The sequence below is a fragment of the Nocardia citri genome, assembly GCF_054065835.1.
Genome location: NZ_JBSUQM010000001.1, coordinates 51389 through 70953 on the forward strand (window position 1 = coordinate 51389; position 19565 = coordinate 70953).

The window sequence follows — 19565 nt, forward strand, 5'->3', positions numbered from 1 at the left end:
GCACACCGGTTCACCGGTACGAGTTGCACGTCGCGACCCACATCCCAAGATCACGCACCACGCCGCAGATCACAATAAGGCAACACCACAACCAGCGCCATACGAGTTCGTTACCGTGTCTGGTTCCCCTCACCACATACGCCGAAATCGGTTCCGCTCCACGATGTTCCGTGCGACGCGCCGACGTCGAAACTAAGCACGGCAAATGCGTAGTGAAGCCGACGAACGAAAAAAGGGCGCCTGTGGACCGAAATCCACAGGCGCCCTCTCCGCTCCGGTAAGAGAGGTTTTCTAACGTTGCGCGACAGCCGTCGGCGCGATCGGCGCGGGCAGCGCGGTCTCGCCCTCGAGGAACTTGTCGACCGCCGATGCGGCCGCGCGGCCCTCGGCGATGGCCCAGACGATCAGCGACTGGCCGCGGCCCATATCACCGGCGACGAAGACGCCGGGGATATTGGTAGACCAGTTCCTATCGCGCTGGACATTGCCGCGCTGGTCGTAGCCGACGCCGAGACCTTCGAGCAGGCCCGGCTTTTCGGGTCCGGTGAAGCCCATGGCGAGCAGCACCAGATCAGCCTCGAGGGTGAAGTCGGTGCCCTCGACCTTCTCGAAGCGCCCGTTGACCATCTTGACCTCATGCGCCTCGAGCGCGGTGACCTTGCCGTCCGTGCCGACGAAACGCTCGGTGTTCACCGAGAACACCCGTTCGCCGCCCTCCTCGTGCGCCGAGGAGACCCGGTACATGAGCGGGTAGGTCGGCCACGGGGTGGAGGAGGCGCGCTCCTCCGGTGGCCGCGGCATGATCTCGAACTGGTGGATGCTCGCCGCGCCCTGCCGGTGCGAAGTGCCGAGACAGTCCGCTCCGGTGTCACCGCCACCGATGATGACGACCTTCTTGTCCTTCGCGTGGATCGGCGGCAGACCGCTCTCGTCGGTGACATCGTCGCCGAGCTGCACCCGGTTGGCCCACGGCAGGAATTCCATAGCCTGGTGGATGCCGTCCAGATCCCGGCCCGGGATCGGCAGGTCGCGCGCCAGGGTGGCGCCACCGGCCAGCACGATCGCGTCGAATTGCTCACGCAGCTGCGCGGCGGTGATATCGACACCGACGTTCACCCCGGTCTTGAAGATGGTGCCCTCGGCCTCCATCTGCGCGAGACGACGGTCGATGAAGCGCTTCTCCATCTTGAATTCCGGAATGCCGTAGCGCAGCAGGCCACCGATGCGGTCGGCGCGCTCGAAAACGGTCACGGTGTGCCCGGCCCTGGTCAGCTGCTGTGCGGCGGCCAGACCGGCCGGACCGGAACCGACCACGGCGACCTTCTTGCCGGTGAGGCGGGTCGGGTAGACCGGGGTCACCCAGCCCTCGTCGAAGGCGTTCTCGATGAGCTCGACCTCGACCTGCTTGATCGTCACCGGATCCTGGTTGATGCCCAGAACGCAGGACGCCTCGCACGGCGCGGGACACAGCCGCCCGGTGAATTCCGGGAAGTTGTTGGTCGCGTGCAGCCGGTCGATGCCCTCACGCCACTGCCCCTTGTGGACCAGGTCGTTCCACTCCGGGATGAGATTGCCCAGCGGACAGCCGTTGTGACAGAACGGAATACCGCAGTCCATGCACCGACTGGCCTGGTTCTGCAGGGTCTGGTGGGAGAAATCCCCCTCGTAGACCTCTTTCCAGTCCAGCAGGCGCAGCGGAACCGGACGACGCGTCGGCAGTTCCCGTTTGGTGTGCTTCAGAAATCCTTGCGGGTCAGCCACGTGCCGCCCCCGAAGAGTCACAGCGCCTCGTCGACATCATCTCTAGAACTTTCTGGTCAGCCACGTGCCGCCCCCGAATTGTCACAGCGCCTCGTCGACATCATCTCTAGAACTTTCTGGTCAGCCACGTGCCGCCCCCGAATAGTCACGGCGCCTCGTCGACATCATCTCTAGAACTTTCTGGTCAGCCACGTGCCGCCCCCGAATAGTCACAGCGCCTCGTCGACATCATCTCTAGAACTTTCTGGTCAGCCACGTGCCGCCTCCATAATCGCCTCGTCGACATCCGTGCCGTTCTTCTCGGCCTCGGAAATCGCGAGCAGAACCTTCTTGTATTCGCGCGGCATAACCTTCACGAAGTGGTTCACCTGCTGGGACCAGTCGCTCAGAATGCGTTCGGCGACCGTCGAACCCGTCTGATCGCGGTGCTGGGTGACGATGTCGTGCAGCCAGGTGAAGTCGTCACCGGCGAGCTGCTCCACGGCATCGGCCTGCTCCGGGTTGAGCTTGGCCTCGAAGGTGCCGTTCGGGTCGTAGACGAACGCGACACCACCCGACATACCGGCGCCGAAGTTGCGGCCGGTCTCACCGAGGATGACCACCCGGCCACCGGTCATGTACTCACAGCCGTGGTCACCGACGCCCTCGACCACCGCGGTGGCGCCAGAGTTGCGCACGGCGAACCGCTCGCCGACCACACCGCTGATGAATGCCTGACCGTTGGTGGCGCCGAACAGGATCACGTTGCCCGCGATGATGTTCTGCTCGGCGACGAAGTCGGCCGGTGCGTTCAGCGACGGGCGCACGATGATGTGGCCGCCGGAAAGACCCTTGCCCACATAGTCGTTCGCGTCACCGTGTACGCGCAGGGTGATGCCCGCGGGTACGAAGGCGCCGAAGCTGTTGCCCGCGGAACCGGTGAAGGTGATGTCGATGGTGTCATCGGGCAGGCCCGCGCCACCATAGAGCTTGGTCACTTCGTGACCGAGCATGGTACCGACGGTGCGGTTCACGTTCGTGATCTTGGTTTCGATCTTCACCGCCTGGCCGCGCTCGAGCGCATCGGCGCTCTGCGCGATCAGCTGTACATCCAGCGCCTTGTCCAGACCGTGGTCCTGGGTCTTCGTGCAGTACCGGTCCTGGCGCATGAAGGCCGTCTCGACATCGTCGAGGATCGGCGACAGGTCCAGCTTGCTGGCCTTCCAATGCGCCTTGGCCATGGAAGTGTCGAGCATATCGACCCGGCCGATGGCCTCGTCCAGGGTGCGGAAGCCCAATTCCGCCAGCAGTTCCCGGACCTCTTCGGCGACGAACAACATGAAGTTCTCGACGAATTCCGGCTTGCCGGTGAAGCGTTCGCGCAGCACCGGGTTCTGCGTCGCGACACCGACGGGGCAGGTGTCGAGGTGGCAGACCCGCATCATGATGCAGCCCGAGACCACCAGCGGTGCGGTGGCGAAACCGAACTCCTCGGCGCCGAGCAGTGCGGCGATCATCACGTCGCGGCCGGTCTTCATCTGGCCGTCGACCTGCACGACGATGCGATCGCGAAGTCCGTTGAGCAGCAATGTCTGCTGGGTTTCGGCCAGGCCGAGCTCCCAGGGACCGCCCGCGTGCTTCAGCGAGGTAAGCGGCGAGGCACCGGTACCACCGTCGTGGCCGGAGATCAGCACCACGTCCGCGTGCGCCTTCGACACACCGGCCGCGACCGTGCCGACACCGGGCTCCGCGACTAGTTTCACGTGAATCCGCGCCTGCGGGTTCGCGTTCTTCAGGTCGTGGATCAGCTGCGCCAGGTCCTCGATCGAGTAGATGTCGTGGTGCGGCGGCGGCGAGATCAGGCCGACACCCGGCGTCGAATGCCGCACCTCGGCGACCCACGGGTACACCTTGTGCGCGGGCAGCTGGCCGCCTTCGCCAGGCTTGGCGCCCTGGGCCATCTTGATCTGGATATCGGTGCAGTTGGTCAGGTAGTGCGCGGTGACACCGAAGCGACCCGAGGCGACCTGCTTGATCGCCGAACGCCGCCAGTCACCGTTCTCCTCGACCTCGAAGCGGGCCGGATGTTCGCCGCCCTCACCGGAATTCGAGCGACCACCGAGTCGGTTCATAGCGATCGCAAGGGTCTCGTGCGCCTCGGCCGAGATGGAGCCGTAGCTCATCGCACCGGTGGAGAATCGCTTGACGATGGCACTTGCGGGCTCGACCTCATCGATCGAAATCGGCTTGCGCTCACCGGTCTTGAACTTGAACAGACCGCGCAGCGAGGCCAGCCGCTCGGACTGGTCGTCGACCAGCTTGGTGTACTCCTTGAAGATCGAGTACTGACCGCTGCGGGTGGCGTGCTGCAGCTTGAAGACGGTGTCCGGGTTGAACAGGTGGTACTCACCCTCGCGCCGCCACTGGTACTCGCCGCCCACCTCGAGTTCGCGGTGCGCGCGTTCGTTGCGGTTCTCCAGGAACGCGACGGTGTGCCGGGCCGCCACATCGGCGGCGATCTCGTCCAGGCCGATACCGCCCAGATGCGAACGCAGGCCGGTGAAGTATTCGTCCACCAGTTCCTGCGACAGGCCGATGACCTGGAACAGCTGCGCGCCGGTGTAGGAGGCGATGGTGGAGATGCCCATCTTGGACATCACCTTCAGCACACCCTTGCTCGCGGCCTTGTTGTAGTTCGCGACCGCCTTGCGGTAGTCGGCGGCCATATCGCCGGTGCTACCCGGCATCTGGAGACCGCCACGCTCGAGCAGGTCCTCGATGGTCTCGAAGGCCATATACGGGTTGATCGCGGCCGCGCCGAAGCCGACCAGCATGGCCATATGGTGCACCTCGCGCGCGTCACCGGCCGCGACGACCAGGCCGACCATGGTGCGGGTGCGCTCGCGCACCAGGTGGTGGTGCACCGACGCGGTCAGCAGCAGCGACGGAATCGGCGCCAGCTTCTCGTTGGACTCGCGGTCGGACAGCACGATGATCCGCGCGCCACCCTCGATGGCGGCCGAGACCTGGGTGTTGATGGCCTCGAGCGCCTTGCGCAGGCCCTCGCCACCCTTGCGCACCGGATACAGGCCGTGCACGACTACCGAGCGCAGCTCCGGATGCGAGCCGTCGTCGTTGATATGGATGAGCTTGGCCAGCTCGTCGTTGTCGAGAATCGGCTGCGCAGTGGTGATCTGGTGGCAGGACTCCGGGCCCGGATGCAGCAGATCGGCCTCCGGACCGAGCGCCCGGCGCAGGCTGGTCACCACTTCTTCGCGGATCGCGTCCAGCGGCGGGTTGGTCACCTGCGCGAAGAGCTGGGAGAAGTAGTCGAACAGCAGCCGGGGGCGTGCCGAAAGCACCGCGATCGGGGTGTCGGTACCCATCGAGCCGAGTGCCTCACCGCCGGTCTTGGCCATCGGCGAGATCAGCAGGTTCAGCTCTTCATTGGTGTATCCGAAGATCTGCTGCCGGATCAGCACGCGATCGTGCGACATGTGCACGTGCGGGCGGTCGGGCAGATCGGCGAGCTTGGTGACACCGGCGTCGAGCCACTCCTGATAGGGGTGCTCGCCGGCGAGCTGGCTCTTGAGCTCCTCGTCGCCGACGATGCGGCCCTGCGAGGTGTCGACCAGGAACATGCGGCCCGGCTGCAGCCGGACCTTCTTGATCACCTTGGCCGGATCGATATCGAGGACACCGACCTCGGAGGCCATGACGACCAGACCGTCATCGGTGACCCAGATGCGGCTGGGGCGCAGGCCGTTGCGGTCGAGAACGGCGCCGACCACGGTGCCGTCGGAGAAGCACACCGATGCCGGGCCGTCCCACGGCTCCATCAGCATCGAGTGGTAGCGGTAGAACGCGCGCCGCTGCGGGTCCATGTTCTCGTTGCGTTCCCAGGCCTCGGGAATCATCATCAGCACCGCGTGGGGCAAGCTGCGGCCGCCGAGGTGCAGCAATTCCAGCACCTCGTCGAAGCGCGCGGTATCGCTCGCTCCCGGGGTACAGACCGGGAAGATCTTCTGCAGGCGGTTGTTGCCCGCCTCGTCGATGCCGAAGACATCCGAGCGCAGCAGCGCCTCGCGGGCGCGCATCCAGTTCTCGTTACCGGTGACGGTATTGATCTCACCGTTGTGCGCGACCCGGCGGAACGGATGGGCCAGCGGCCACGACGGGAAGGTGTTGGTGGAGAACCGGGAGTGCACGATACCGAGCGCGGACTCCATCCGGCCGTCCTGCAGGTCCAGGTAGAACGCGCGTAGCTGTGGTGTGGTGAACATGCCCTTGTAGACGAAGGTCTGACCGGACAGGCTCGGGAAGTACACCGACTCCTTGCCGACCGCGCCCTCGCCCGCACCGGCCTTGCCCAGTTCGTGCTCGACGCGCTTGCGCACGACGTAGGCCCGTCGTTCCAGATCCATGCCCGACAGCTGTTCGGCCGAACCCTTCGGCGAGCCGATGAAGACCTGACGGAAGGTCGGCATGGCGTCGCGGGCCAGCGCACCGAGGGTGGACTCGTCGGTGGGCACCTCGCGCCAGCCGAGCACGGCGAGACCCTCGGATTCGACGATGCGCTCCAAGCCGTAGGCGGCCTTGGTCGCCTCACGGCGGGCCTGCGGGAGGAAGGCGATACCGGTGGCGTAGGAGCCCTCCGGCGGCAACTCGAAATCGACCACGGCACGGAAGAACCGGTCCGGAATCTGAATCAGGATGCCGGCGCCGTCACCACTATTGGGTTCGGCACCCGCGGCACCGCGGTGCTCCAGGTTCAACAGAGCCGTAATAGCCTTGTCGACGATGTCGCGGCTGCGGCGGCCGTGCATGTCGACGACGAATGCGACACCGCAGGCGTCGTGCTCGTTCGCCGGGTCATAGAGCCCGATGGGTCCGGGGGACCTGTGGCCAGGAAGTTGCGTCATGCCTCTGCCTTCAAGAAAGTCGGCCTCGATGAATCGGCCTATGGGAAAGGGCCTTTCGTCGATTGCCTCCGTCAAGACTGCGCCCGTACGTTGCGAAACCAGCCGCGCTGATGGTCTTCTCTTCGTGCAGTCACGTCTCCAGTTGTCCACCCGCTGCGATGACGTTGGGGTGCTCGTCGGTAACGGAACGCTTACGTGTTCCTTACCTCCGCACGGGTGTGCGCCCGCTACGCTTGGGCACCGGATCGCCGAGCCCCAGCGGGCGCTAGTGCCGAACATTCTGTGTTCGGCGTAAGAGCAAACGATAAGTCAGGTCCATAGCCCAACCAACTTAGGTTGTGCTAATAATTAGGTCTAGCTGGGCTTCTTCAAGCGGTCCTCCACGTGTGCGCGCCGTCCAGTGTAAAGCAGCGAACGCGGTCCGATCGATCCCCTTGGCACCGGGTGCCAGCCAGCGAGAACGGGCACCCGAGACCCTCGCAGCAGCGCACAGCGCAGCCGGGAACCGGCGCTCACCTGCATCGCAGTGGATTTCCCCCGCTCCCCTCGACGCAAACCCGATTCGCGGTGGCTAACTGGTCAGCGGGCTGGATGAGAGATTTCCGACAGGGGTGTGACAAGCACACGATCCGATCCGACCGTCCGGACTCTTTTGTCCGATGTGGGATTCAGCACATTTCCAGCAATCACACCGGAGTGGTTTACGACACATTTCCGCCGCGAGACACGCGGTGCCGGGGAATTGCGGGTCACAACACACCGAACTAGGGACCGCACAGCGCGGCGACTGCCCGGACCAGCGCCGCCTGATGCAGCGCATCGCGGCCGGAGGTGAACATCCCGAAAACGGGCGACGCCAGGCGCACGGCACAGTTCGGCCCGGTGAGTTCGACGCGGCGCAATGCGAGTTGGTCGATGATTTCCACATTCACCCGGTCGATCACCGGGCGCACCGCCGCCAGCTCGGGCGGTGTGGTCGGCGCCGCGGCCGGATCGAAGCGCCAGCGGGTGACCAGGCCGCGCTGCACGATCTTATTGGCCTCGATCTGTCCGTAGAACACCTGGTGAATCCAGCTTTCGGGCAGCCCGCGGTCGGCGCCGAGACGCGTCATCGCGTCGTATACCTGGGCTTCACGTTCCGGATCGTCGATAGAGGGCCGACCGCCGTTCTGGGCGGCCGTCGCCCATTTGGCCGCGGCGACGGCGTCGGCGGTATCCAGGCGTTCGGTCACCAATGCGACGATGCGATCCAAGGCTGGATCGTCGTCGAGTGGCTGCGCGCGGCTATCGGGGGCAGCTACCAACAGAGCCGCCGCCATACACACCAGAACCCTTGCCGAGCCTCGGAAAACCACTCACAACACCCCGTCCGTCGGCTCGTTCCGATTCGGTCATCCATGCCAGATTAAGGGCGAGCGGGCGCATAGGCCCGGTCACTTCACCGGAATTTGTGAGCCTTACCACATACCAGGCTCCGTACTCGGTGTGTCGCTGTCGCGCCTGTCACGCTGTGACGACGAATCTGCGACAGCTTCGGCAGGATTTTCGAGCGACCTGCAAGCAGTCGCCAGCGCGCGGCCACCTCGACTTGGGATGTAGAGGATGTGGGATCCCATGACAGTCACCGGCTTGTTCACCTGGTTCGGCGGAGGTCTCGGGCGCGAGCAGGAGACAGCACTCGGTTACCCGCATGAGCGGGCGGGGTATGCCGTGAGTGGCGCCGTCGTACTGCTCATCGCAGCGGTGGCCGGGGCGGTCACGGCGCTCGCCCTCGGCGCAGCCGATGGCATACCGCTGTTCGCGATCGTGTTCGTCGCGGTGGTCGTCGCACTACTGGCCGGTGCGGTGGCCCGCGCCGCGGCAACCGCACGACCGGCCGATGGTCCGGATCGCCGCGGCCTTGCCGGACGCGTCGCCGTCGCGGTGGCGGTCGGGGCAGTGGTCGCCGAACTCGCCTCGACGGTGCTGTTCGGCGGCACTATCGATCGGCTGCTCGATGAAAAAGCCCAGCATGCGGTCGATTCCGCACCCGCCGTGATCACCGCGCGGACCGAACTCGATCGTGCCGAGGCCGATCGCGCCGCATTGGATCGGTCGATTACCGAGGCGCAGGCCGATATCGACCGCGCGCTGGTGATCGCGCGCTGTGAATACAACCCGACGCCGGAATGCCCGCAGACCAGGATCACCGGTGTGCCGGGCCGCGGCCCGGAATCGCAGACCGCCAACGCGATGCTCGACGATGCGCGCAAGCAGCTGGCCTCGGCGCAGGATCGGGCGGCCGCACTGAATCAGCGGATCTCCGAGGACCAGAAGGCCGTCGACACGGCCGGCTCCGCCGCCTTCGCCACCGCTGATCGCGGTTTGGGCGCGCGCTGGCTGGCCATGAACGACTACACCACCGCTACGGCGGGCGCATTCCTGCTGCGGGTGCTGACCATCGTCATTTTCATCTTGCTCGCGTTGCTACCGCTGATCCTGCGGTGGTGGCGCGGCGAGACCTCACTCGATCGGCGACTTGCCTTCCACACCGTGCAGGACCGTGCCGAACGCAGCGCCGATGCCGCCATCGCGGTCAAGCGCGCCGAAGTGCGGGCCGAGGCCGAAAATCTGCGCACCGAACAACAATTGGCCGCCGCCCGCTTGGCCGTCGAGACCGATACCGCCATCGATCGGGAGCGTCAGCGCACCCGGATCATCGCCGCCATCGGCGGGTTGGAAATCGGTATTTCGGAACCGGGCCGACGAGGCGAACTTCCAGCCGCAACGGCTGGCGACCGAGAGGACAGTTCCGTGTCTCAGCAGGACACCGTGCCACCCAACCTTCCGGCCACCGTGAGCGCCGGCGCGCTGGCACCGGCCAGCGGTGCGGGCGCGATGGTGCCGCACACCGCCTCGGCCGCATCCGCCGCACCCAAGGGCGGCGGCCTGGAACTTCCGCTCATCGGCACGGTGCCGTTCTCCGATACCGCGGCACGCTTCATTCGACCGCTGGTGCCCGCATTCGTCGCCAACGCGATCGACACCGCCACCCACCCGCTGCGCACCGCACGCCAGGCATTCGAAGAGGTCGAGGAGATCACCTTCACCCTGCGCCGCACCCGCAAGGTGACCGTCGACTCCCAGGACTCGCACGCCCAGGCCATCGCCCAGCCCCCGAACCCCGGCTACCAGGCGCCCGGAACCCCCGAGTCGTGGCACGCACAGCGCGTCGCGTCCACCGCCGTCGACGCGGACTACAGCCATGACCCCCGGTACCCGGCCCTCCCGCCGACCGCCGCCCCACAGGGCTACGGGCTACCGCAAGCCGAACGACACCACGAACTCTCGGCCCGCCACCGCAACGAACTCCCCGGCCACCGCGGCCCGAGAGAACTGCCGCCCGCGCACTGACATATCCCGTCACCGCAAGGAACTCCCGGCAACCGCGGCCCGAGAGAGCTGCGGCTCCACCTACTGACATATCCGGCGGCCGCAGCAAGGTACCTGCGCCGACCACGCCGGACCTATGGGCTCGCGGCGGACTCGGCTGCGGGCGGACGGCCGTCGAACGCCATCGCCACAGTGATGATCCGCGGTGGGCGGACATCCGTTCGGTCGGCGACGGCGTCTACTGGGTGCGCTGTCGACCTCCTGCCGGTCGATCCGACGCGCTACCGGGAAGTCACGGACCGATTGCTCGAACGCTGACCCGACGCACCAGCCGTATGCCGTGGCCCACCTGCCGGGTCGCCGACGGCTAGACTCGGCCGCGTGTTACCCGCCGAGCCGGCCGGTACCGTCGGGGCGGGGAACGATCCGGTACCAACCTCCCCTGGAACGACGGTGCCGATCCGCCCACTGAGCTTGCGCGAACTGCTCGACGAGCCGTTCGCGCTGATCCAGGCGAATGTCGTCGTGCTGGCGGGCACGACCGCGCTCGGACTCGTCCTCGCCGAACTGCTCGTCGTCGCGGTCACCGGCGGAATTTCTCATCTGACCGACGGCTCCGACGCGGGCACCGCATGGGCGGCCATCCTCGCCACGGCGGCCGCCGCATGGCTGCTGCGGTTCCTGTTGCGCGGGATGACGGTCGCGCTCGGACTCGCGACGATCGCCGGATCGCCGATCGGCTGGCGCACGGCACTGGGCCGCGTGAGCGCGGTCATCGGACCACTGCTGGCCTTCCACGTGCTGTTCACCCTGGTCGGCATCGGCGTGCTGATCGTCGGCGGCCTGCTGATCATCACGTATCCGTTCGCGCTGATCTGGCTCGGCTATCTGCGGGCCGGACGGTTCGTCGCGGTGCCGGTGATCTTCGTCGAACGGACCACGCACGCGGGTGCGGTCACGCGCTCGAAACTGCTCGTCGAGGGTGCGCAGTCGTCGATAACCGGATTGTGGTTCGCGTGCCGCGCACTGGTCGTCCTCGTCGCCGTGCCGCTGCTCGGCATTCCGTGGTACCTCTCCGATTTCACCGGCACCCATCGCTGGCAGGTCATCGTCCTGCTGTCGGCGTCCGCACTGTTGATCATCGCCTTCGGTGAGGTGGTCGAGTCGGCGACGCGGGTGGTGTCGTATGTGGATCGCCGGTGCCGTCGCGAGGGGCTGGATATCCGGATCCCTGGGACGGAAAAATGACAGACCTCGGCAAACCCACACCGAACGAGCCCGCGGCCCCGCCCCCGCCACGACTCGGCCCCGCCGACGCCCACCGCGACGCCGCCGAAAATGCCGCACGGCACCGGGATTTCGATACCGCGCTACGCGAGCGGTTCCGCGCGGTACTGCGCGGCCTGGAACAGCGCGGCATGCTGGAGGTCCGCCGCTCGCGGACGGCGCGCGAAACCGCCGACGATGCGACCATCGCGCTGTCGGCCGAGGATGCGAGCGAATTGCATCCAGCCGCACACAGTTTCGATGAGGTCGTCTACGGCGGCCGCCGCGCCACCGAGGACGAATACCGCCGCCTCGAATATGCCGACCGCTACTCGCGCAGCGCCCCACCGCCCGCACCGGAACCGGTCGAAACGACGATCGCCGAGAAAAGCAAGTCCCGCAGGCAACTTCCGCCGCTACCCGATCTGCTGCGCAATCCGAAATTCTGGGCCGCGTTGCTCGCCGCCATCGCGCTGGTCGTACTGCTGTACGCGGTGCTGAATTCCTGCGCCGCGCCCACGCCGCGCCAGCCGACACCGCCGGATATTCCGCCGCCCAAACCATCCGAGCACCATCCGGACGACAACCGCGACGACTCCGGCTTCGGCGCGGGCAAGGATTCCATCTTCGGCAGACTGCCCGCACCGGTCGCCTTCGGCGGCCTGCAATTCCTCATCGCCGCGGCGGTGTTGGTGTGGTGGCGGGCGCGCCGTCGCGGTGCGCTGGTCGGTGAACCGCGACCGGTGGAGGTAGCGGCGAACGAACTGCTCGCCGGCCAAGCGGCGCTCTACCGCCGGTCGAAGGACTACGAACATATCGCGGCCCGGCTGCGCGCCGCCACCCTGCGCCGCATCCGCCCGATGCTCGGCGTCGGCACCGATATCACCCCGGACCGGCTTGTCACGACCGTCGCCGCGCGCACCAGGGCCGATCCGGACATGGTCGGGGCCGCGCTGTTCGGGCCGGTGCCCGATGCGAGCACCCTGCAACTCGTTGCCACACAACTCGAATGGATAGAGGCGGAGGTCGGATGACCAGCACGGACACCAACCACACCCCGACCGCCGAGGCGGCGGGCGCCGCATTCGCCGCGCTGCGCGCCGAGATCGGCAAGGCGGTGATCGGCAACGACAACGCCATCATGTACCTGGTGCTCGCGCTGCTCTGCCGCGGCCATGTGCTGCTGGAAGGCGTACCCGGCGTGGCGAAGACGCTGCTGGTCCGTGCGCTCGCGACGGCCTTGGATCTCGAGCACGCCAGGGTCCAGTTCACCCCGGATCTGATGCCGGGCGATGTGACCGGTTCGCAGATCTACGATCCACACACCACCGAATTCACTTTCCGGCACGGCCCGGTCTTCACCAATCTGCTGCTCGCCGACGAAATCAACCGCACGCCCCCGAAAACCCAATCGGCGCTGCTGGAATCGATGGAGGAGCGGCAGGTGTCGGTAGACGGTAAACCGCGGCCGCTGCCGGATCCGTTCGTCGTGGTCGCCACCCAGAATCCGATCGAGCAGGAGGGCACCTATCCGCTGCCGGAGGCGCAGCTGGACCGCTTCCTGTTCAAGGTCGATATCCAATTGCCCGGCCGTGATGACGAATTCCGTATTCTGCAGCGGCATGCGGCCGGTTTCGATCCGCGCGATCTGACCGCGGCCGGTCTGCGTCCGGTCGCCGGTCCGGCGCATATCGCCGCGGCGCGGGCGGCGATCACCCGGGTTACCATCAGTCCGGAGGTGCTCGCTTACACGGTGGATATCTGCCGGGCCACCCGCAACTCGCCCGCGGTGCTACACGGTGCGTCCACCCGCGGCGCGACCGCGCTGATGGCGGCCTCGCGCGCCTTCGCCTGGCTCAACGGCCGCGGATTCGTGACCCCCGACGATGTGAAAATGGTTGCGGTCGTGGTACTTCGGCATCGGCTGCAGTTGCGGCCCGAGGCTGAGTTGGACGGTGTGACGACCGAGAGTGTCATGTCGTCACTGCTGCTTTCGGTTCCGGTTCCGGTGTAGCTCGTGGTCGTAACCGGTCGGCTCGCCCTGACGGCGACGGTGCTCGCGCTGTTCGTCTGCTTCGTCATGCCGTCGTGGCTCGGTGTCGTCCTCATGACGAGTGTGCTTGCCGCCCTTGTGCTTTTCGATCTCGGCACGGTGGCGCGAGCGCGCGACCTCACGTTGACCCGGGAATCGTTGACCGTGATCCGGCTCGGGCGCAGCGCCGAGGTGCAACTCGGCGTGGTGAACAACGGAACCAGGACCGTGCGCGGGCGGCTGTGGGACGACTGGCCCGGTAGTGCCCGCGCCGAAACCCGCACGCACCGGCTGGATCTGCCGCCGAACACCCGTCTGCGCGTGCACACCACACTGCTCCCGACGTACCGCGGGGATCGAGTCGCCGGGCCGGTGACGGTGCGATTGTTCGGCCTGCTCGGCATGGCCGGCTGGCAGAGCCGCCACGCTGTGCCCGCGCGGGTCCGTGCGCTGCCCGAATTCCGGAGCGAGCGGCTGCTGCGCTCGAAGGTCAAACGGCTGCAGCATCTCGAGGGCCGCAATGTCGCGAATATGCGCGGTCAGGGTACCGAATTCGATTCCTTCCGCGAATATGTCGCCGGTGACGATGTGCGGGCCATCGACTGGCGTGCCACCGCTCGCGCCACCGATGTGCTGGTGCGCACCTGGCGTCCGGAGCGCAACCGGCACATGCTGATGGTGCTGGATACCGGCCGCATCAGCGCGGGCCGCGTCGGCACGGGCACCCGTCTGGACGCGAGTATCGAGGCCGCTCTCCTGCTCGGTGGATTGGCCGCCGCCGCAGGCGATTCGGTAGACCTGCTCGCTTATGACCGGCAGGTCCGCGCCGAGGTCCGTGGTGTCGGCGGCCGCCGCCTGCAACTGAAACTCATGCACGCCATGGCGGGCGTCACCCCCGCACTGGTCGATACCGACAGTGCGGGCCTGGTGCGCGCCGCCATCCAGCGCGCCCGCCGCCGCAGCCTGGTGGTCTGGTTCACCAGTCTGGACGGTGCCGCCGTCGAAGAGAATCTGCTGCCGGTACTGCCGACTCTTGCCCAACGCCACCGCGTGCTGATCGTCTCGGTCATTGATCCCGATGTCGCGGCGGCCGCCACCAAACGCGACACCCTGGCCGAGCTCTACCCGGCCGCCGCCGCTGAATCCTTGATCGCCGAACGCACCCTGGTCCAGGAATCTCTGCGCCGTATGGGCATTGCCGTCGTCGCGGCATTCCCGCAACGCCTCCCGGAAGCCTTGGCCGATGAATACCTCGAGCTCAAACAGTCCGGCACTATGTAACGTCGTTTACCTCGGTCGGCGGGATGATGCCTTGGCGTCGACGTCGATTCTGGACCGAGGCATCATCGGAACCCGGATCGCTATCTCCCGATCCGGCGCGGACAAACCTTGGCGAGCACGACAATCGCCCAGCCGAATAACCGTGGTGCCGGGATGGATTCGATGAGATTCAGCGCGCGCGGGCGATCGGCATCGGGCGCTGACCTGCCATCACCATCGGGGTGATGATCGGGGCGAGGGTGCGGCGTTGGCGTTCGGCGATGACCGCGCCGAGGATCTGGACGGGCGGGTAGCCCGGCGGGATCGGGATCTGGAGGCGGTCGCAGACGGCGATGAGCAGGGTGTGGCCGAGGTTCGCCTGGGCGGCGGGGGTGAGGGTGTTGACGCGAGACAGGTATTGGCGCACCGCGAGTGCGAGATCCTCGGTGATGCCGGATAGGTCCAACTGTCCGGACCAGGCGATCAGCCAGGGCGGTGCGACGGCCAGGAGCGGGAACGGCACGCGGCGCTGACCGTGCACCACAACCGTGCCCGCGAGCACATCACCGACCCGGCGCGCATTCGGCGAGCACATCGAAGTGAGCACCCCGACCGCACCGAATGCCCCCAACATCCAGAAGTCGACGATGACACCCGCCAGACCGCGAGTCAGGGCATGGCGGAAATCGATCGGCCCGCCGTCACCGCGCACCACCCGTAGCCCGAGCGCGAGCTTGCCGACGGTGCGTCCGCGCATGAGGGTTTCGCAGGTCACCGGATAACCGACCAGTGTCCCGACGATCGTGGTGATCGCCGCCGCGCTGTACCACGCGGAGTCGGCGCCGAAGAAGAGCAGCGCGGCCCCGAGTCCGAGCATCAGCATGCTGCCCAGCACGAATTGCACCAGCACGTCCAAGAGGAACGCGGTGGCCCTGGTCGGGATCCGGGCGATCGGCAATTCGAGTGCGACCGCTTCGCCGGTGGTGAATTCAGCCATGTCGATAGCATTCTTCCGACCGGCGGTATCGGAGGCAACCAATGGATGTGGACGCGTACAGCTACGCACAGCGGGGAGCATGGGATCGGCTGGCCTATCTGGCCGGGCGGCGCAAGCTCAGCGGCGCGGAGGCCGACGAACTGGTCGCGCTGTACCGGCGCACCTCACAGCAGTTGGCGCGGCTGCAATCGCACAGTCCGGATCCGGAACTCATCGCCGGACTCAGCGCACTGTTGACCAAGGCACGCGGCCGGGTGCTCGGCACCACGGGCGATGCGTGGCGTCAGGTCGGCCGGTTCTTCACGCACCGCTTCCCCGCGACGCTGTATCGGGCGTGGCCGTGGTGGGTCGCGGTGGCGGCGGTCTTCGTTATCGTCACCACCGGCCTGGCGGTCTGGATCGCCGGATCCGGTTCGGCGCGCGATCTGTTCGGTATCTCCGACCACAACGACTGGCTCACCGCACCCGGCGGCCAATTCGAGACCTACTATTCCGAACATCCGCATGACGCGTTCGCGGCGCAGGTGTGGACCAATAACGCCTGGGTGACCGCGATGGTGCTGTTCACCGGAGTGCTGATCCTGCCCGCGGTGTACCTGCTGTTCGGCAACGCGCTCAATACGGCGGTGACCGGCGGGTTGATGGCCGATGCCGGTCGGCTCGACTCGTTCTTCGGATTCATCTTGCCGCACGGCACGCTCGAGCTGACGGCGGTCTTCGTGGCGGGCGGGGTGGGACTGAAGCTGGGCTGGACGCTGATCGATCCGGGACGGTCGAGCCGACTGGAGGCAGTGGCGCGCCAGGGCCGGGCCACCGCGACAGTCGCGCTCGGTCTGATCGCGGTACTGCTGGTCTGCGGGCTGCTCGAGGGCTTCGTCACACCGAGTTCGCTGCCCGTGCCGGTGAAGGTCGGCATCGGATTCGTCGTGGAGGCTTTGTTTCTCGGCTACGTGTTCGTCGTGGGTCGCCGGGCGGCACTCGAACAGGACGCCCGAGCCGCGGCGGCATCGGGATTCGGTGGCGCTGAGGAGGATTCCGCACAACGCTGGCAGACAACGCCGAGCACACGGTGAGTGAAACGGGTCCGGGTAACCGGTAGCAACGCCATGTTGCGAATGAGTTTCGAAGTCCCCCAATTGAGTTCCGCTGGCCGCAGCGAGTCCAGCTCAGCTGCGGCCAGCGTTACCGTCAACTCTACACAATCGTTATCCCGATGCAACCCTCCCCGCCAACGTCAAGCGTATAAAGCAGCGCCCCAGCAAACCCATGTGGGGACATCGTTTTCCAGTCCTCCAGCAAACTTTTGGCGGCGATTCGGGTCGACCACGCCAGACCTCGGAACCGACCTCGGGCACCCGATCCGAGATCACAATCGCGAAACCAACGGCCGATAACAAACGTTATTCGAGCAGTTAGCTGCATTGTTAACACAGACCGCTCGATGGCCGATAAATCCCGCTCTGACCTGAGCGATTGTCTCCCGATAATTGGTGTTGCTGACAGTTGGATGAGATAAAAAAGACTTCAGGTTGGTTTACTGAGTAATAAACGTGATCCACGTCCCGTCGCAGCCCTCCGAGATGGACTTACATCCAGTCAAGATCATGATTAACCAGCTGTGGAAATGCGGGCGCCCGAGTGCCGAATCGGACCACGGTCAGCACCATGACCGCAACCATAACGAGCTCTGTGATTTCCGCCACCTTCTCCGCTCGACCTCGCCGTATCGGGCGAAAACGACGGTGCGACAGCCGAAACGCGACCCCGCACTACCCGTGCGGAGCCGCGTGATGTACGTCTCAGGCTTCGGCCAGACCGAGCCGCCCGTGCGCCAATCGCAACGGCCTCGGCGCGTACCAGGCCGCCCGGCCGAGCAGGCGCATCGCCACCGGCACCAGCAGGCCGCGCACCAGCGTCGCGTCGATCAGAATCGCCAGGCCCGCGCCGAGTCCGAAGAACTGGATGAACCGGACATCACTGGTGGTGAAGGCCAGGAAGCTGATCGAAATCAGGGCCGCCGCAGTAGTCACCAGGCGTCCGGTGCGGGCCAGGCCCTCGATCACCGCTTCCTTCGTGGACGCACCGCGATCGTGCAGTTCCTTGATCCGGCTGATCACAAAGACCTCATAGTCCATCGACAGTCCGAAGGTGATGCAGAACAGCAGCAGCAACATCGAAACATCAAGTGGCGCAGGGGTGAATCCGATCAGTCCGGACAGATGCCCCTGCTGGAAGATGAACACCATCAGCCCGAGCGTGGCGGCCAGACTCAACACATTCGACAGCAGTGCCCGCAGCGGCTGCACGACGCTGCCGGTGAACAGGAAAAGCAGGACGAAGGTCGTGACCACGATCCACCCGATAGCGATCGGGAGCTTCGCACCGATCGACGCGAGGCTGTCGCGCAATTCGGCGACCTGTCCGCCGACCAGCGCATTGGCCCCCGCCGGACCGGGTACCTCACGCACCCGATCGACCAGATCGCGGGCGGCGGACGAATTGCGGTCCAGATCGGTAAGCACGGTCAGGCGCTGCGCATCCGGTCGGGCGAACCGGGCATCGGCGGGTGTGCTCGCCGTCAGCTCGCCGCGCACGAAGGTGCCCGCACTCGATTCGACCTGGGTGACGTGCTCGACCCGGGACAGCGTGCGCGCGTAATCCGCGAGCGGCGCTGTGGCAACACCGGTTTCGGTGATCACCGACAGTGCGTTGACATCGCCGCCGCCGAAACCGTCCCGCATCGCGTCACCGACCTGGCGCACCTCGGTGCTCGTCGGCAGCACCCGATCGTCGGGCGTGCCGAACTGCACATGCACTAGTGGCGCGGCGGCGAGCAGCAGTATCGCCACCACCGGTACACCCGCCAGCAGCGGCCGGCGCATCGCGAATTCGGCCACTGCGGCCCAGAACGGCGTTGCGTCACCGCGGATTCCGCGGATACCGGGCACCCGCCACGCATCGGCCCGCGTACCGAGCACCGCAAGCAGCGCGGGCAAGACGACCACCGCGGCAACGGCGGCGATGGCGACGACGCCGATGCCGCCGTAGGCGAAGGACCGCAGGAAGTACTGCGGGAAGATGACCAGCGCGGACAGGGCTGCCACGACGGTGGCCGCACTGAATGCGATGGTGCGTCCGGCCGTCGATACGGCCGCGATCACCGCGGCGTCGGGTTCGGCTCCGGCCGCACGGCGTTCGCGGAAGCGGCTCACCATCAGCAGGCCGTAATCCACGGCGAGTCCGAGTCCGAGTCCGGTGGTCAGATTCACCGCGTAGATCGACACATCGGTCACGGACCCGAAGATCGAGAGTTCGGTGAAGGTGCCGAGGATGGCGATTCCGCCGACCACCTGCGTGAGTAGTGCGGCGACCACATTGCCGAAGGCCAGCACCAGCAGCCCCAGAATCAGCGGCACCGCAACGGCTTCCGCGAGGCCCAGATCCTTACCGATCTGCTTGGTGATCGAGTGGAAGATCGCGGTGCCACCGCCGACCTTGATCTGCGCGACCGGGCCATCAGCGCGGTAGGTCTCGATGATCGAGGCGGCGGACTTCTCCTTATCGGTAGCGTTTTTATCGACATTGCCCGCCAGGACGACGGCCGCGGTCCCGTCTCCTGAGCGCATGGCCGGTGATCCGGTATCCCAATACGAGACGATATTGGTCAGGCGCTGGTCGGCCGCGAGCCGCCGGGCCAGATCGCGGCCGATGGTGGCGACCGCAGTGCTGTCGACGGTTCCCTGTTTCGCCTCGACCAGGAAGACGTAGTCGGTATCGGTGCCGAACTTATCGGCCAATTGGGTTACCGCGGTAGTGGATTGGGCATTGGGATCCTCCTGGCCACCGGGCTGCATCTTGCTGAAGGCCGTCGCGCCGACCACGCCACCCGCGATGAGGGCGAACACGCCGACGACCAGGATCCAGCGGGCGCGGTGGACAACGAAGCTGCCGAGTCTTTCGAACATATCGAGTCTCC

Annotated in this window: 11 protein-coding genes; 6 read left to right on the forward strand and 5 right to left on the reverse strand. The window is 66.3% G+C overall.

Going from position 1 to position 19565, the window contains the following annotated elements:
• Window positions 1–291 precede the first annotated feature (291 nt).
• From ACW2Q0_RS00275 to aroQ, 3 genes are all read right to left on the reverse strand, one after another.
• The gene (locus tag ACW2Q0_RS00275) at window positions 292–1761 is read right to left on the reverse strand and encodes a glutamate synthase subunit beta (RefSeq protein ID WP_457184835.1); all 1470 of its coding nucleotides are present in this window, start codon (window positions 1759–1761) and stop codon (window positions 292–294) included.
• Window positions 1762–2009: 248 nt separating this feature from the next.
• On the reverse strand, window positions 2010–6662 hold the full coding sequence (gene gltB / locus ACW2Q0_RS00280) for a glutamate synthase large subunit (protein WP_457184837.1): 4653 nt from the start codon (window positions 6660–6662) through the stop codon (window positions 2010–2012).
• A 764-nt stretch (window positions 6663–7426) separates the two neighbouring features.
• Window positions 7427–7981 carry a gamma subclass chorismate mutase AroQ gene (gene aroQ / locus ACW2Q0_RS00285; RefSeq protein WP_457184839.1) on the reverse strand — a complete coding sequence of 185 codons (555 nt, stop codon included), beginning with the start codon at window positions 7979–7981 and terminating at the stop codon, window positions 7427–7429.
• A gap of 295 nt (window positions 7982–8276) precedes the next feature.
• Between aroQ and ACW2Q0_RS00290 the strand changes: the two genes are divergently transcribed.
• The 5 genes from ACW2Q0_RS00290 to ACW2Q0_RS00310 all read left to right on the forward strand — a co-directional run bounded on the left by ACW2Q0_RS00290 (window position 8277) and on the right by ACW2Q0_RS00310 (window position 14613).
• A complete protein-coding gene (locus ACW2Q0_RS00290) occupies window positions 8277–10055 on the forward strand; it encodes a DUF4407 domain-containing protein (RefSeq protein WP_457184841.1) in 1779 nt (592 codons plus the stop codon).
• A 360-nt stretch (window positions 10056–10415) separates the two neighbouring features.
• A complete protein-coding gene (locus tag ACW2Q0_RS00295) occupies window positions 10416–11282 on the forward strand; it encodes a hypothetical protein (protein ID WP_457184843.1) in 867 nt (288 codons plus the stop codon).
• The gene (locus ACW2Q0_RS00300) at window positions 11279–12334 is read left to right on the forward strand and encodes a DUF4129 domain-containing protein (protein ID WP_457184845.1); all 1056 of its coding nucleotides are present in this window, start codon (window positions 11279–11281) and stop codon (window positions 12332–12334) included. Before ACW2Q0_RS00295 ends, ACW2Q0_RS00300 begins: the two co-directional genes overlap by 4 nt.
• Window positions 12331–13314 carry an AAA family ATPase gene (locus ACW2Q0_RS00305; protein ID WP_457184847.1) on the forward strand — a complete coding sequence of 328 codons (984 nt, stop codon included), beginning with the start codon at window positions 12331–12333 and terminating at the stop codon, window positions 13312–13314. Before ACW2Q0_RS00300 ends, ACW2Q0_RS00305 begins: the two co-directional genes overlap by 4 nt.
• 3 nt (window positions 13315–13317) lie before the next feature.
• A complete protein-coding gene (locus tag ACW2Q0_RS00310) occupies window positions 13318–14613 on the forward strand; it encodes a DUF58 domain-containing protein (protein ID WP_457184849.1) in 1296 nt (431 codons plus the stop codon).
• Between the two features lie 169 nt (window positions 14614–14782).
• Here ACW2Q0_RS00310 and ACW2Q0_RS00315 read toward each other — a convergent pair whose 3' ends face one another.
• Window positions 14783–15589 carry an RDD family protein gene (locus tag ACW2Q0_RS00315; RefSeq protein ID WP_457184851.1) on the reverse strand — a complete coding sequence of 269 codons (807 nt, stop codon included), beginning with the start codon at window positions 15587–15589 and terminating at the stop codon, window positions 14783–14785.
• A gap of 41 nt (window positions 15590–15630) precedes the next feature.
• Here ACW2Q0_RS00315 and ACW2Q0_RS00320 point away from each other — a divergent pair, with 41 nt between their 5' ends.
• The gene (locus ACW2Q0_RS00320) at window positions 15631–16662 is read left to right on the forward strand and encodes a stage II sporulation protein M (RefSeq protein WP_457184853.1); all 1032 of its coding nucleotides are present in this window, start codon (window positions 15631–15633) and stop codon (window positions 16660–16662) included.
• Between the two features lie 726 nt (window positions 16663–17388).
• Here the strand turns inward: ACW2Q0_RS00320 and ACW2Q0_RS00325 are convergent.
• The gene (locus ACW2Q0_RS00325; protein WP_457184855.1) at window positions 17389–19554 is read right to left on the reverse strand and encodes an MMPL family transporter; all 2166 of its coding nucleotides are present in this window, start codon (window positions 19552–19554) and stop codon (window positions 17389–17391) included.
• Window positions 19555–19565 lie beyond the last annotated feature (11 nt).